Below are 13,569 nucleotides of genomic sequence, written 5' to 3' on the forward strand. Positions count from 1 at the left end.
AGCCCACCCCGCCCACACCGCCCACCCCGACACCCGCCCGGCCGGGCCCTCGCGCCGCCGCGTCCTGGCCGCCGGCCTGCTGCCGCTGCTGGCCGGCGCCGCCGGCTGCTCCGGCGAGGACGCCGCCGGCGGCTCCGCGCCCGTGCTGGCGCTGAGCTCCATCCCCGACCAGGACCAGGCCACCCTCGCCGCCCGCGACGGGGCGATGGCCGAGCACCTGTCCGCCGCCCTGGGCGTGCGGGTCGAGGTCGTCCCCGTCACCGACTACACGGCCTCCGTGGGCCTGTTCCGCTCCGGCGACCTGGACCTGGTGTTCTTCGGCGGGCTGACCGGCGTGCAGGCCCGCCTGCAGGCGCCGGGCAGCGCGCTGATCGCCCAGCGCGACATCGACAGCGCCTTCACGAGCGTGTTCGTCGCCGGCACCGGCACCGGCATCGCGCCGTTCGGCGACGTCGAGGGGCTGGCGGCCTTCGCCGGGCGCCGCTTCACCTTCGGCTCGGAGACCTCCACGTCGGGACGGCTGATGCCGGCGTACTTCCTGGAGCGGGCCGGGGTGGGGCCGGACGCCTTCGCCGGCGAGCCGGGGTTCTCCGGCTCGCACGACAAGACCCTCGACCTCGTCGAGTCCGGCACCTTCGAGGGCGGCGCGCTCAACAGCCAGGTGTGGCGCTCGCGCGTGGCCGCCGGCACGGTCGACACCGGCGCCGTGCGGGTGGTCTTCGAGACGCCGCCCTACCACGACTACCACTACCTGGCCGGGCCCGGCACCGACGAGCGGTTCGGGGCCGGGTTCACCGACCGGCTGCGCGAGGCGATCACGTCGCTCAGCGCGGCGGACCCGCAGCAGGCCGACGTGCTCGAGCGCTTCGGCGCCGGTGCCTTCGTGCCGGCGCGCGCGCAGGACTACGAGCGGATCGAGGAGATCGGCCGCGACCTCGGCCTGGTGGTGTGAGCGGCCCCGGGAGCTCCGGGGGCGCCGGGGGCGCCGGGGGCGCGCTCGCCGTGGAGGTGCGCGGCGTCGGCCTGGTCCTGGGCGGGCGCACCGTGCTGCGCGGGGTGGACCTGCTCGTCGCGCGCGGTGAGCGGGTGGCGCTGGTGGGTCCCAGCGGTGCGGGCAAGAGCTCGCTGCTGCGGCTGTGCGGCGGCGCGCTGGCCCCCACCACCGGCGCCGTGCGGCTGCTGGGGGAGGACCCCCGGGCGTTGCCGGCGGCGCGGCTGCGCCGGCTGCGCCGCCGCATCGGCACCGTGCACCAGCGCCTGGACCTGGTCGGCCCGCTGCGCGTGGTGCACAACGTCAACGCCGGCCGGCTCGGCGAGTGGGGCACCCTGCGCGCGCTGCGCTCGCTGGTGCGGCCCGTGGACGCCGGGGTGGCCCGTGAGGCGCTGGGCCGGGTCGGGCTGGCCGGGGAGCTGATGCAGCGCACCGACCGGCTCTCCGGCGGCGAGCAGCAGCGCGTCGCGCTGGCCCGGGTCCTCGTGCAGCGCCCGGAGCTCGTGCTGGCCGACGAGCCGGTCTCCAGCCTGGACCCCGGGCACCGCGAGAGCGTCATGCGCCTGCTCGCGGAGGTCGTCACCGGGCCCGGGCGCGCCCTGGTCGTCAGCCTGCACGACCTCGACCTGGCGCAGCGCTGGTGCACGCGCGTGGTGGGCCTGCGCCACGGCGCCGTGCTCTTCGACCTGCCGCCCGCGCGCGTCGGCGAGCGGCACCGCGAGCTGCTGTACCGGGTGGACGGGTGAGCGCCCCGGCACCGCCGTGGTCCACCGGGGCGGCCACCGGGGCGGCGGGCCCGCAGCGCCGGCGCACCGGTGCGCCGCGCCCGCGGCGCGCCGGCGCCCTGCTCGTGCTGGCCGTCGTCGCCTGGGCCGCGTGGGGCAGCGGCCTGGGGCGCGAGCCGGTGCTCAACCCGGGCGGGCGGCACGTGCTGGGCGAGTTCTGGGTGGCCGCGCTGCACCCCGAGCTCTCCCCGGAGCTGCTGCGCACCACCGCGCGCGCCTGCGTGGTCACGGTGGCCTTCGCGCTGCTGGGCACGGTGCTGGCCACCGCCGGCGGCCTGGTCGGCGGCGTGCTCGCCAGCCGCGTGCTGTGGTCGACCACGCCGTTCGACGCACCGGCCCGGCGCGTGCGCCGGCGCGCGGGGTGGCTGCTCACCCGGGGGGCGCTGGGCGTGCCGCGCGGGGTGCACGAGGCGGTGTGGGGCGTGGTGCTGGTCTCGTTCCTGGGCCGCGACCCGCTGGTGGGCGTGCTGGCGATCGCGGTGCCGTTCGGGGCCATCACCGCCACGGTCTACGCCGACCTGATCGACACGACCGCCCGCGCGCAGCACGCGGCCCTCGTCGCCGCCGGCGCCGGGCGCCTGACCGCGCTGGTGTACGGCGTGCTGCCGCTGACGGTGCGGGACCTGACCGCCTACGCGTTCTACCGCTTCGACTGCGCGCTGCGCTCGGCCGTGGTGCTCGGGATGATCGGCGCCGGCGGGGTCGGCCTGGAGCTGAACCTGGCGTTCCAGGCGCTGGACCACGAGCGCACCTGGACGCTGCTGTACGCCCTGGTGGTGCTCGGCGCCCTCGTCGACCGCTGGGGCGCCGCCCTGCGCTCGGGCCGCGGGCGGCGCCGGGTGCCGGCCTCCGCGGCGCTGGCGGCGGTGCTCGCGCTCGCCTCGGCGGTGGTCCTCTCGCCCGACCTCGGCCGGCTCACCGACCCGCGCACCGCCGAGCTGCTGGGCGACCTGGTGCGGCGCGCGGTGCCGCCGGACCCGCCGGGCGGGTGGACGGGCCTGCTCGGCGACGCGGCCGCGACGCTGCGGCTGTCGGTGCTGGCGATCGCGGTCTCCTCGGTGCTGGCCCCCGTGCTGGCGTTCGCCGCCGCGCGCGCCCCGGGCGCCGGGCCGCTGCGCCGCGCGGTCGGCTCGGCGGCGCGCCTGGCCCTGCTGGTGGTGCGGGTGGTCTCCCCGCCGGTGTGGGCGCTGCTGCTGCTCTTCGTGCTCCTGCCGGGCCCGCTGCCGGGGGCGCTGGCCCTGGGCGTCTACAACGCCGGCGTGCTCGGGCGCCTGTTCGCCGAGGTCGTCGAGGACCTCGACGACGCCCCCGCGGCGGCCCTGCGCGCCGCGGGGGCCGGGGCCGTGGCCACGTCCTGCTACGCCGTGCTGCCGCTGGCGCTGACCCGCTTCGCCGCGTACGCGCTCTACCGCTGGGAGGTCGCGATCCGCGACTCCGTCGTCGTCGGCGTCGTCGGCGCCGGGGGGCTGGGCCGGGTGCTGGAGTCCGAGCGCGCCTCCTTCGACCACGCCGGGGTGCTCGCGGTGGTCCTGGCGCTGCTGGTCCTCTCCGTGCTCGTGGACCTGCTCAGCGCGCGGGCGCGGCGGGCGCTGGGCTGACGCGGCCGGCGCGCACCGGTGAGTCCGGCCGCGCGCGCCGGTCCACCCCGCGGACGCAGCGCCCACCGGGCGCGAGGACGCGCGAGGAAAGGAGGGGCGTGGTGTCGGAGGCCTTCCCTAGGGTTCCCCCCATGGCAGCGACGAGCACGGCGCCCGTGCGGACGGGATCCCCGGCGGTCGAAGCACGGGGACTGGTGAAGAGGTACGGCGACGTGACCGCGGTGGCGGGCGTCGACCTGACGGTGCCCACGGGCACCGTCCTGGCCCTGCTGGGCCCGAACGGCGCGGGCAAGACGACGACGGTGCGGATGCTCACGACGCTGCTGGCCCCCGACGGGGGCAGCGCGACGGTCGCGGGCGTGGACGTCGTGGCCGACCCGCGCGAGGTGCGCCGGCGCATCGGCCTGTCGGGCCAGTACGCGGCGGTGGACGAGAACCTCACGGGGTTCGAGAACCTCGACATGGTGGGGCGGCTGTACCACCTGGGTCGCAAGCGCTCCAAGGAGCGCGCCTGGCAGCTGCTGGAGCAGTTCGACCTGACGGACGCGGCCAAGCGCGTGGCCAAGACCTACTCCGGCGGCATGCGCCGCCGCCTGGACCTCGCGGGCGCGCTGGTGGCCGAGCCGCCGGTGCTCTTCCTCGACGAGCCGACCACGGGCCTGGACCCCCGCAGCCGCAACGACATGTGGGACCTGCTGACGACCATGGTCGGCGGCGGCACCACCCTGCTGCTGACCACCCAGTACCTGGAGGAGGCCGAGCGCCTCGCCGACGAGATCGTCGTCATCGACCACGGCCGCGTCATCGCCCGCGGTACCGCCGACGACCTCAAGACCAGCGTGGGCGGTCAGCGCGTGGAGGTCGTCGTGGCCGCCGACGCCGACGTGGACGCCGCGGTCGCGGTGCTGCACGAGGTGTCCGTCGGCGAGCTGCAGGTCGAGCGCCGCGCCCGCCGGGTCACCGCGCCGGTGACCTCCGGCACCCAGGTGCTCGTGGGCGTCCTGCAGCGCCTGGGCGAGGTCGGCATCGTCCCGCTGGACGCGGGGCTGCGCCGCCCCACCCTGGACGACGTGTTCCTGACGCTGACGGGCAAGCCGGCCGAGGAGCTCGCCGGCGACGAGGGGCCGGGGGGACCGGCGAAGCCGAGGAAGCCGACGACGAAGGAAGGGGTGCGGCCGTGAGCGCGGTGGCGGAGGTGCTCGCCGACAGCTCGGTGATCGCCAAGCGGAACATCCTGAAGATCACGAGGATCCCCGACCTGCTGGTCGGCACCCTCATCTCGCCCATCATGTTCATCCTGCTGTTCGGCTACGTCTTCGGCGGGGCGATCGGGACCCCGGGGGGCGGCTCCGCGGGCGACTACCGCGAGTTCCTCGTGCCGGGCATCTTCGCCCAGACGGTGATCTTCGGCGCCACCGTCACCGGCGCCGGCATCGCCGACGACATGCAGAAGGGCATCATCGAGCGGTTCCGCTCGCTGCCCATGACGCAGTCCTCGGTGCTCGTGGGCCGCACCGCCTCCGACGTCGTGCTCAACGTCATCGTCGTGGTCATCATGTCGCTGACGGGCCTGGTCATCGGCTGGCGGATCCGCACCTCGTTCCTCGACGCGGTGGTCGGCTTCGGGCTGCTGCTGCTGTTCGCCTACGCGATCTCGTGGGTGATGGGCCTGCTGGGCCTGCTCATCCGCACCCCGGAGGCGTTCAACAACCTGGTGTTCCTGACCGTGTTCCCGCTGACGTTCGTCACGAACGCCTTCGTGCCGCTGGAGACCTTCCCCGGCCCGCTGAAGGTGGTCGCCCAGTGGAACCCGGTGTCCACGCTCGTGCAGGCCGCGCGCGAGCGCTTCGGCAACGTGCCGCCGGGCACCGAGCTGGGCAGCTGGTCGCTGCAGAACTCCGAGCTGTACACGCTGCTGTGGATCCTCGTGATCCTCGCGGTGTTCGTGCCGCTGGCCACCCGGCAGTACCGGCGGGCCGCGGCCCGCTGAGGCCGGCCGCGCGCGCGCCCCGGGCCCCCTGCCGCACCCCGCGGCGGGGGGCCCTCGCGCGCCCGGCGCTCAAGGCGCCCCCGCGCCCGCCCGATCCCTGACCGGGGACCCCCGCGCCGGGCGGCGGCCCGTCAGCGGCCGGGGGGTGCGGGATCGTGGGAGCGCGTCGTGCGGACAGGACCGGGCGCGGGCTGCGCGCACCGCTGCGCCGGGCGCTGGGCGCCGTGCTGGGCTGCGCGCTGGCCGGCGCCGCGGCGCTGGGCGGGGCGGGCACCGCCGCCGCCGCGCCCGTGCCCGCCACCCACCCCGACGTGCAGGAGCGCCAGGTCGTCGACGGCATCAACGCCGAGCGCGCCGCGCGCGGCCTGCCCCCGCTGGCCGAGCTCGCCGACGTCTCCGCCGTCGCGCAGCGCTGGGCCGACGCGGAGGCGGCCACCGGGCAGTACCGGCACAACCCCGCCGCCGGCGCCGAGCTCGCCGGCTACTCCGCCACCGGCGAGGTGATCCACCTGAGCCTGCGGCTGGACACCGACGGCGCCTGGGCGGTGCGCGGCTGGATGGACTCCCCGCCGCACCGCGCGATCCTGCTGGGCGACTTCACCGGCGTGGGCGTCGGCGTGGCCGTCGGCCCGCCGCGCCGGCCCGGCGCGCAGGCCGAGGTGCACTACGTCGTGGACGCGGTGCGCGGCACCCGCCCGTCCACGGTGCTCGCGTCCTCGCCGGTGGTGGCCACCTTCGCGAACGGCGCCGCCGTGCACCGCCTGCAGGGCGCGATCCTGGCGCGCTACCGCGCCCTGGGCGGTCCCGGCGGCCTGCTGGGTGCGCCGACCACCTCCGAGCTGCCCACCCCCGACCGCGCCGGGCGCTTCACCCACTTCGAGCGCGGCTCGCTGTACTGGGCGCCGGCCACCGGCGCGCAGGTGGTGCGCGGCGCGATCCGCGGCGAGTGGGCCGGGCTGGGCTGGGAGCGCTCGGCGCTGGGGTACCCCACCGGCGAGGAGTTCGCCGTGCGCGACGGCGGGCGCGCGCAGCGCTTCGCCGGCGGCCTGGCGTACTGGACGTCGGCGCTGGGCGCCCACGCCGTGCACGGCGCCATCGGCGCGCACTACGCCGCGCAGCGCTGGGAGAGCGGCCCGCTGGGCTACCCGCGCACCGGCGAGTACGCCGTGCCCGGCGGGGTGCGCCAGGACTTCCAGGGCGGCTCGCTGACCTACCGCTGGGCCGAGCGGCGCGTCACGCGCTCCTGAGCGCCGCCGCGGAGCCTCACAGCAGCGGCACGACGCCCGCGAGCAGCGCCGCGCAGCGCGGCGCGGCCTCGCGGCCGGCCTCGAGGACCTCCTCGTGCGAGAGCGGCTGGTCGGACACGCCCGCGGCGAGGTTGGTCACCAGGGAGAACCCCAGCACCTCCAGCCCGGCGTGCCGGGCGGCGATCGCCTCCAGCGCCGTCGACATGCCCACCAGCGTCGCGCCCAGCACCCCGGCCATGCGCACCTCGGCGGGCGTCTCGTACTGCGGTCCGCGGAACTGCGCGTACACGCCCTCGGGCAGCTCCGGGTCCACCCCGCGGGCCAGCGCGCGCAGGCGCGAGGAGTACAGGTCCGTCATGTCCACGAAGGTGGCGCCCTCGAGCGGGGTGGCGGCGGTGAGGTTCAGGTGGTCGGCGATGAGCACCGGCGAACCGGGTGCCAGCGCCGGGTCGAGCCCCCCGCAGCCGTTCGTCAGCAGCGCGGTGCGGCAGCCCGCCGCGGCGGCGGTGCGCACCCCGTGCGCCACCGCCCGCACCCCGCGGCCCTCGTAGAAGTGGGTGCGCGGCAGCACCAGCGCGCGCAGCGGCTCGGCCCCCGGGCGCTGCACCCGCAGCGAGCGCACCGTGCCCGCGTGGCCGACCACGGCGGGCGCGCTGAAGCCGGGCACCTGCGTGGCGGGCACCTCCGCGACGACCTCGCCGAGGCGGTCGGCGGCCGCCGCCCAGCCCGAGCCCAGGAACAGCGCCACGTCGTGGCCGGGCACGCCCGTCAGCTCCGCCACCCGCCGCGCGGCGAGCGCGGCCAGGTCGAACGGGTCCTCGGGCAGGTCCGCGGGGGCGGGGGGAGCGGCGTTCGTCACGGCCCCACCCTAGGCGCGGCGAGCCCGGGCGGCGGCGGCCCGGTCGGCGCCGCGCGCGGGGTGCTCAGGCGTCGTTGGAGCGGCAGGGCCGCGCGCGCAGCGCCAGCACGTAGTCGTGCGGGGCGCCGCCGGCCTCGGCGGCGTCGGCCAGCCCGCCCAGGTAGCGGGCCGTGGGCAGCCCGCCCTCGTAGTCGTCGAGCACGTACGTCCACGCCACCACGTCGCCGTCGAGGGTCTTCACCCGCACCCGCACCTTGCGGAACAGGCCCAGGTCGACGCCCTCCAGCTCGTCCAGGCGCCCCTGGTCGGCGTCGGTGACGTCGTACAGCGCCACGTACACCTGCTCGCCGGGCGCCTCCACGACCGTGGCCACCGGCCCCTGCCAGCTGCGGTCCTCGCCGCCGAAGGTCAGCCGCCAGCCCAGCAGCCACCCCGTCGAGCGCAGCGGGGAGTGCGGGGCTTTGCGCCCCATCACCTCGGGGTCGAGGTTGGTGGCGTACGCGGCGTAGGCGGGCACGTGAACGGGCACGAGGGAAGACTGTAGGACGCCGCGGTGCCCGCGGTGCCCGCGGCGCCCGCGCGGGGGCGCCCGGCGCCGCTCCCGGGCGGACGGGTGCCCGCTGCTGCCGGGCGGGCCGGCGCCCACCGGCGCGGGGGAGACCGGTGTCGCAGGTGTGGGCGACCATGGGGGGGTGAGCCCCACGAGCGCCTCCCCGATCGCCAAGCGCCAGCGCGTCGCCGTCCTCGGCGGCGGCCCCGGCGGGTACGAAGCCGCGCTGGTGGCCTCCCAGCTCGGCGCCGACGTCACCGTCGTCGAGCGCCAGGGCCTGGGCGGGTCCACCGTGCTGACCGACGTGGTGCCCTCCAAGACCCTCATCGCCACCGCCGAGACGATGACCACGGTCGGCGGCTCCACCGAGCTGGGCGTGCGCTTCCCCGGCGGCGCCGGCGCCGACACCGAGCCGGCCGGGTCGGTGACCGTGGACCTCGGCCGCGTGCACCAGCGGGTGAAGTCCCTGGCCCTGTCGCAGTCCGCGGACGTGCGCGCCCGCCTGGAGAAGGAGGGCGTGCGCGTCCTGTCCGGCGAGGGGCGCCTGGACGGGCCCTCCGCCCTCGTCGTCACCGGCGGCGACGACGCCGGCGAGCGCGTGGAGGCCGACGTCGTGCTCGTCAGCACCGGCTCGAGCCCGCGCACCCTTCCCGACGCGCAGCCCGACGGCGAGCGCATCCTCACCTGGAAGCAGGTCTACGACGTCCAGGAGCTGCCCGAGCACCTCATCGTCGTCGGCTCCGGCGTCACCGGCGCCGAGTTCGCCAGCGCCTACGACGCCCTGGGCGCGCACGTCACCCTCGTCTCCAGCCGCGACCGCGTGCTGCCCGGCGAGGACGCCGACGCCGCCGAGGTCCTCGAGCAGGTCTTCCGCCGCCGCGGCATGGACGTCGTGGGCCGCTCGCGCGCGGAGAAGGTGGAGCGCCACGGCGACACCGTGACCGTCACCCTCTCCGACGGGCGCACCCTGGAGGGCTCGCACTGCCTCGTGGCGGTCGGCGCCGTGCCCAACACCGCCGGCATCGGCCTGGAGGAGGCCGGGGTGTGGACCTCGCAGTCCGGGCACGTGGACGTGGACAAGGTCTCGCGCACCTCCGCGCGCGGCGTCTACGCCGCCGGCGACTGCACCGGGGTGCTGCCGCTGGCGTCCGTGGCCGCCATGCAGGGGCGCATCGCCATGTGGCACGCCCTGGGCGACACGGTGGCCCCGCTGAAGCTGCGCTCGGTGTCCTCCAACGTCTTCACCTCCCCGGAGATCGCCACCGTCGGCTGGACGCAGAGCCAGATCGACTCCGGCGAGGCGCAGGGCGAGATCGTCAAGCTGCCGCTGTCCACCAACGCGCGCGCGAAGATGCTCGGCATCCACGACGGGTTCGTGAAGCTGTTCTGCCGCAGCGGGTCGGGCACCGTCATCGGCGGCGTGGTCGTCGCCCCGCGCGCCAGCGAGCTGATCTTCCCCATCACGCTGGCGGTGGAGAAGCGCCTCAACGTCGACGACGTCGCGCACGCCTTCACGGTGTACCCCTCCCTCAGCGGCTCGCTGGCCGAGGCGGCGCGGCAGCTGCACGTGATGGGGGAGTGATGCCGCGGGGGTGGACCGCGGGGCGCGCGGCGCGCACCATCGGTGCATGAGCGGCGCAGCGGGCGAGGGCGGGACCGGGGAGCACCGGGCGGCGGGTCCGGAGGGGCCGGGGGAGCCGGAGGTCCCCGCGGTGGCCGAGCGGCTGCCCCTGCTGCACGCGGGCGCCCGCCCGCCGGAGCCGTGGCGGCAGCGGGCGCTCGCCCTGCGCGGCACCCTGCCGCAGCTGGCCCGCAACCCCGTGGTCGTCAGCGCCTCGACGGTGGCGCTGACCCTGGCCGCGCGCGTGGCGCTCGACGTGGCCCGGCGCGCCCTGGGCGCACCGGCCGCGGCGGCCCCGGCGCGGGTGGACGTCGGCGGGCACGTGGTGCACCACGTCCACGTCGTGCAGCACCTGCACGTGGTGCACCACACCTCCTCGCCGATCGGCTGGCCGGCGCTGTCGGCACCACCGCGGCGCTGACGGGGCCGGCGACGGGGCCGGCGTACGTCGTCAGGTGCGCGGACCGCCCGGGCGCCTGGCGCGCACCAGCGCCGCCGCGGCCGGGGCCACCGCCAGCGCGGTGACGGCCAGCGCCGGCGCCACGAGCGCGGGCACCGCGGCCGGCAGCACCGCGCCGAGGGTCGCCAGCAGCACCAGCGGCACCAGCAGCGCGAGCGGTAGGCCGAGCAGGCCCGTGCGAGCCAGGTCGTGCTCCAGCACGCCGGCGGCGACCCGGACCACCCCGCCCGCCCCGCCCGCCGACCGCCCGTGCGCGTCGGCGGCGAGGGTCGCGTCGGCCGCGAGGGCGGCGGCGCCCGCCGCGACCAGCAGCACCAGCAGGACCGGCAGCGCCGGGTGCGCCAGCAGCCGGCGTGCCGCGCGGGGTGCGGGGCGCTCGGGGTCGTCCGCGCGGGCGGCGGTGGGGGTGGGCACGGAGACCTCCTGCGAGCGGCGGGGCTGCGCCCGGACGGGCGCGGTCCGAACCCTGGCGCGCCGGCGGGGCCGCGGTCGCTGGCGCGCGCCCCCCTCCCGCGGTGGGGTCAGCCCCACCCCCGCGACGGGTGCGCGCACGCTGCCGCCGGGCACCCGCGCCGCCCTACTGTTCACGTCGTGAGCGACGAGACGATGCGCTGGGCCGCAGCGGTTCCCGCGGCGAACCACCCCGGCGGCGCGCTGCGCCGCTGGGCGCGCGGGTGGTGGGCGGTGGTGCACCTGGTGCTGCACCCCTTCGTCCTCGGCCTGCACCTGACCGCGCTGGTGCTGCTGATCACCGGCACCGCGCTGGTGCCGGTGGTGGGCACCGGCCTGCCGCTGCTGCTGCTGGCCCGGCTGCTCGTGGCCGCCGGCGCCCGCCTGGAGCGCTACCGGCTGGCCGCCGTGCTGGACGTGCGGGTGCCCGCCCCGCCGCGGCACCCGCGGGCCACCGGCCCCTGGTGGCGCCGCGTCGTGCTCGACCCGCGGCCGTGGCGCTACGCCGGGCACCTGGCGCTGGTGAGCACCTTCGGGGTGCTGGGCGCCGGCGTGGTGCTGGCCCTGACCGCCACCGGGCTGGCCGCCCTGGCGGCCCCCGCGGTCAGCGCCGCCCTCGGCCACGCCGGCGAGCACGCCTGGCCGTTCGGCATCCCCGGCACCGTGCGCGCCCCCGCGCTGCTCGTCGTGGCCGTCGGGGTGCTGCTGCTGGCGGCCGCCCCGCCGGTGGCGGCCGCCTTCGCGGCGGTGGAGGTGCAGGTGGCCCGGGTGCTGCTGGGCGCCGGGCGCGGGGAGCGCGAGGCGGAGCTGCGCCGGCGCGTGGTGACCCTCACCGAGACGCGCTCGCGCGCCGTCGACTCCGTCGAGGCCGAGCGCCGCCGCATCGAGCGCGACCTGCACGACGGCCCGCAGCAGCGCCTGGTCTCGCTGGCCATGCAGCTGGGTATGGCCAAGCGCGCCCTGGACCGGGGCGGGCCCGAGGCGGCCCGCGAGCTCCTCGAGGCCGCCAGCGGCTCGGCCACCGCCGCCATCGCGGACATGCGCCACGTCGCGCGCGGCATCCACCCCCCGGTGCTCACCGACCGCGGCCTGGACGCGGCCGTCTCAGCGCTGGCCGCCGCCAGCCCGGTGCCGGTGGAGGTGGAGGTGCACCTGCCGCCCGGGCAGCGACCCAGCCCCACCGCCGAGGCCATCGCCTACTTCTGCGTCTCCGAGGCGCTGACGAACACCGCCAAGCACGCGCGCGCCTCGCGCGCGGTGGTGCAGCTGTGGCACGAGGCCGCCCCCGGCGCCGGGCTGCTGCGCGTGCGCGTCAGCGACGACGGCGTCGGCGGCGCGGCCCCGGCCGGCGGCACGGTCGCCGACGGCGGCAGCGGGCTGCGGGGCCTGTCCGACCGCCTGGCCGCGGTCGACGGCCGCCTGCACGTGGACAGCCCGCCCGGCGGCCCCACCGTCCTGGAGGTCGCGGTGCCGTGGGCGGCCGGGGGCGGGCGGTGAGCGCGCCCGCCGTCCCGGCCGGCGCCGCCGGGCAGGCGCCGCTGCGGGTGGTGCTCGCGGAGGACTCCGTGCTGCTGCGCGAGGGGCTGGTGCAGCTGCTGCGCGCCGAGGGCGTCGACGTCGTCGCCGCCGTCGAGGACGCCGAGTCGCTGCTGCGCGCGGCCGACGAGCACCGCCCGGACCTGGTGCTGACCGACGTGCGGATGCCGCCGACGTTCCGCGACGAGGGGCTGCGCGCCGCGATCGCCGTGCGCGGGCAGCACCCCGGCACCGCCGTGCTGGTCCTGTCGCAGTACGTGGAGGAGAGCTACGCCGCCGAGCTGCTCGGCGGGCGGGCGCGCGGGGTGGGGTACCTGCTCAAGGACCGCGTCGGCGACGTGGAGGAGTTCGTCACCACCGTGCGCCGCGTCGCCGCCGGCGGCACCGCGGTGGACCCCGAGGTGGTCTCCCAGCTGCTCTCGCGCGCCCGGCGCGACGACCCCCTGGAGCACCTGACGCCCCGCGAGCTGGAGGTGCTGCAGCTCATGGCCGAGGGCCGCTCCAACACGGCGATCGCCAGCCGGCTCGTCGTGACCGACAAGGCCGTGGAGAAGCACGTGTCGAACATCTTCGCCAAGCTCGGGCTGCCCCCGGACACCGGGGACCACCGCCGCGTCCTGGCGGTGCTGCACCACCTGGGTGCCGCCGCCCGTCCCGGGGAGGGCGCGTGAGCACCCCGACCGTCCCGCTGGCCGTGGACGTCCCGCCGGCCGCGGCGCCGCGGCGCCCGCGCGGGCGCGCCGCCCTGGCCGTGCTGGCCGTGCTCGTCGTCGCCGCGGCCGGCGTGGACGTGCTCGGCGACGTGACCGCCACCCGCACCGCGACCACCGAGGTGTTCGACGGTCCGGTGCGCCAGGTGCGCGCCGAGGGCGGCACCGGCGACGTGCGCGTCACCGCCGCCGACGTGGCGCGGGTGCAGGTGCGCGCCCTGGTGCACGAGGGCTGGACCGACGCCGGGGCGAGCGCCGCGCTGGCCGACGGCGTGCTGCGCCTGGACAGCTCGTGCGAGAGCGGCTGGTGGAGCCCGTGCGAGGTCTCCTGGGAGGTCGAGGTGCCCGAGGGCGTGGACCTGGCGCTGCGCACCGGCACCGGCGACCAGAAGCTGAGCGGGCGCTTCGGCCGGGTCGGCGCGGACGTCGGCACCGGCGACGTGGAGGCCTCCGGCGCCGACGCCGACGAGGTCGACGTGCGGGCCGGCACCGGCGACGTGGAGCTGGGCGGCGCCTACCGCGAGGTGCGGGTGCGCACCGGCACCGGCGACGTGGAGGTCGACGTCGTGCAGCCGCCGGACTCCGTGGAGCTGACCACCGGCACCGGCGACGTGGACCTGCAGCTGCCCGACGTCGAGGGTGGTTACGCCGCCGGCGCCACCAGCTCCTTCGGCGACGTGGTGCTCGACCTGCCCGTCGACGACGACTCCCCGCGCGCGGTGCGGGTGACGGCCTCCACCGGTGACGTGGAGGTCCTCACGCGCTGAGCGCC

At 77.9% G+C, this 13,569-nt stretch carries 14 protein-coding genes; 11 read left to right on the forward strand and 3 right to left on the reverse strand.

Going from position 1 to position 13,569, the window contains the following annotated elements:
• The first annotated feature begins 64 nt into the window (after positions 1 to 64).
• The 6 genes from ACRYMN_RS12120 (at position 65) to ACRYMN_RS12145 (ending at position 6,611) form a co-directional block, all read left to right on the forward strand.
• Complete coding sequence (locus tag ACRYMN_RS12120; protein WP_432495441.1) at positions 65 to 952, forward strand: putative selenate ABC transporter substrate-binding protein; 888 nt, start codon at positions 65 to 67, stop codon at positions 950 to 952.
• Positions 949 to 1,737 carry a phosphonate ABC transporter ATP-binding protein gene (locus ACRYMN_RS12125; RefSeq protein WP_432495349.1) on the forward strand — a complete coding sequence of 263 codons (789 nt, stop codon included), beginning with the start codon at positions 949 to 951 and terminating at the stop codon, positions 1,735 to 1,737. Before ACRYMN_RS12120 ends, ACRYMN_RS12125 begins: the two co-directional genes overlap by 4 nt.
• Positions 1,734 to 3,374: a PhnE/PtxC family ABC transporter permease gene (locus ACRYMN_RS12130; RefSeq protein ID WP_432495351.1), complete on the forward strand. Its 1,641-nt coding sequence runs from the start codon at positions 1,734 to 1,736 to the stop codon at positions 3,372 to 3,374. Before ACRYMN_RS12125 ends, ACRYMN_RS12130 begins: the two co-directional genes overlap by 4 nt.
• A gap of 131 nt (positions 3,375 to 3,505) precedes the next feature.
• Entirely contained in the window at positions 3,506 to 4,555 is a 1,050-nt protein-coding gene (locus tag ACRYMN_RS12135) for an ATP-binding cassette domain-containing protein (protein WP_432495353.1), read from the forward strand.
• Complete coding sequence (locus ACRYMN_RS12140; RefSeq protein ID WP_432495355.1) at positions 4,552 to 5,364, forward strand: ABC transporter permease; 813 nt, start codon at positions 4,552 to 4,554, stop codon at positions 5,362 to 5,364. The genes ACRYMN_RS12135 and ACRYMN_RS12140 overlap by 4 nt, the downstream gene beginning before the upstream one ends.
• A 155-nt stretch (positions 5,365 to 5,519) precedes the next feature.
• A complete protein-coding gene (locus ACRYMN_RS12145; protein WP_432495357.1) occupies positions 5,520 to 6,611 on the forward strand; it encodes a CAP domain-containing protein in 1,092 nt (363 codons plus the stop codon).
• A gap of 16 nt (positions 6,612 to 6,627) precedes the next feature.
• Here ACRYMN_RS12145 and ACRYMN_RS12150 read toward each other — a convergent pair whose 3' ends face one another.
• Both ACRYMN_RS12150 and ACRYMN_RS12155 read right to left on the reverse strand, forming a co-directional pair.
• A complete protein-coding gene (locus ACRYMN_RS12150) occupies positions 6,628 to 7,470 on the reverse strand; it encodes a purine-nucleoside phosphorylase (RefSeq protein ID WP_432495359.1) in 843 nt (280 codons plus the stop codon).
• A gap of 64 nt (positions 7,471 to 7,534) precedes the next feature.
• The gene (locus ACRYMN_RS12155; RefSeq protein ID WP_432495443.1) at positions 7,535 to 7,987 is read right to left on the reverse strand and encodes a gamma-glutamylcyclotransferase family protein; all 453 of its coding nucleotides are present in this window, start codon (positions 7,985 to 7,987) and stop codon (positions 7,535 to 7,537) included.
• Between the two features lie 175 nt (positions 7,988 to 8,162).
• On the opposite strand from ACRYMN_RS12155, the gene ACRYMN_RS12160 reads away from it, so the two are divergent.
• Positions 8,163 to 9,602 carry an NAD(P)H-quinone dehydrogenase gene (locus ACRYMN_RS12160; protein WP_432495361.1) on the forward strand — a complete coding sequence of 480 codons (1,440 nt, stop codon included), beginning with the start codon at positions 8,163 to 8,165 and terminating at the stop codon, positions 9,600 to 9,602.
• A gap of 46 nt (positions 9,603 to 9,648) precedes the next feature.
• Positions 9,649 to 10,062 carry a hypothetical protein gene (locus ACRYMN_RS12165; RefSeq protein ID WP_432495363.1) on the forward strand — a complete coding sequence of 138 codons (414 nt, stop codon included), beginning with the start codon at positions 9,649 to 9,651 and terminating at the stop codon, positions 10,060 to 10,062.
• A gap of 30 nt (positions 10,063 to 10,092) precedes the next feature.
• On the opposite strand, the gene ACRYMN_RS12170 is transcribed toward ACRYMN_RS12165, so the two are convergent.
• A complete protein-coding gene (locus ACRYMN_RS12170) occupies positions 10,093 to 10,515 on the reverse strand; it encodes a hypothetical protein (RefSeq protein WP_432495365.1) in 423 nt (140 codons plus the stop codon).
• 177 nt (positions 10,516 to 10,692) lie between these two features.
• Between ACRYMN_RS12170 and ACRYMN_RS12175 the strand changes: the two genes are divergently transcribed.
• The 3 genes from ACRYMN_RS12175 to ACRYMN_RS12185 are packed head-to-tail and all read left to right on the forward strand — an operon-like array spanning position 10,693 to position 13,564.
• A complete protein-coding gene (locus tag ACRYMN_RS12175; RefSeq protein WP_432495367.1) occupies positions 10,693 to 12,048 on the forward strand; it encodes a sensor histidine kinase in 1,356 nt (451 codons plus the stop codon).
• 41 nt (positions 12,049 to 12,089) lie between these two features.
• Complete coding sequence (locus ACRYMN_RS12180) at positions 12,090 to 12,758, forward strand: response regulator transcription factor (protein WP_432495445.1); 669 nt, start codon at positions 12,090 to 12,092, stop codon at positions 12,756 to 12,758.
• Positions 12,755 to 13,564, forward strand: a complete 810-nt coding sequence (locus ACRYMN_RS12185; RefSeq protein ID WP_432495369.1) for a DUF4097 family beta strand repeat-containing protein — start codon at positions 12,755 to 12,757, stop codon at positions 13,562 to 13,564. The genes ACRYMN_RS12180 and ACRYMN_RS12185 overlap by 4 nt, the downstream gene beginning before the upstream one ends.
• The last annotated feature ends 5 nt before the right edge of the window (positions 13,565 to 13,569 follow it).

Source organism: Kineococcus gypseus, assembly GCF_050871305.1.
GTDB classification, from domain to species: domain Bacteria; phylum Actinomycetota; class Actinomycetes; order Actinomycetales; family Kineococcaceae; genus Kineococcus; species Kineococcus gypseus.

Coding starts and splice junctions, on each gene's coding strand:
- ACRYMN_RS12135 (WP_432495353.1), top strand. CDS start 3,506: ATGGCAGCGACGAGCACGGCGCCCGTGCGGACGGGATCCCCGGCGGTC.
- ACRYMN_RS12165 (WP_432495363.1), top strand. CDS start 9,649: ATGAGCGGCGCAGCGGGCGAGGGCGGGACCGGGGAGCACCGGGCGGCG.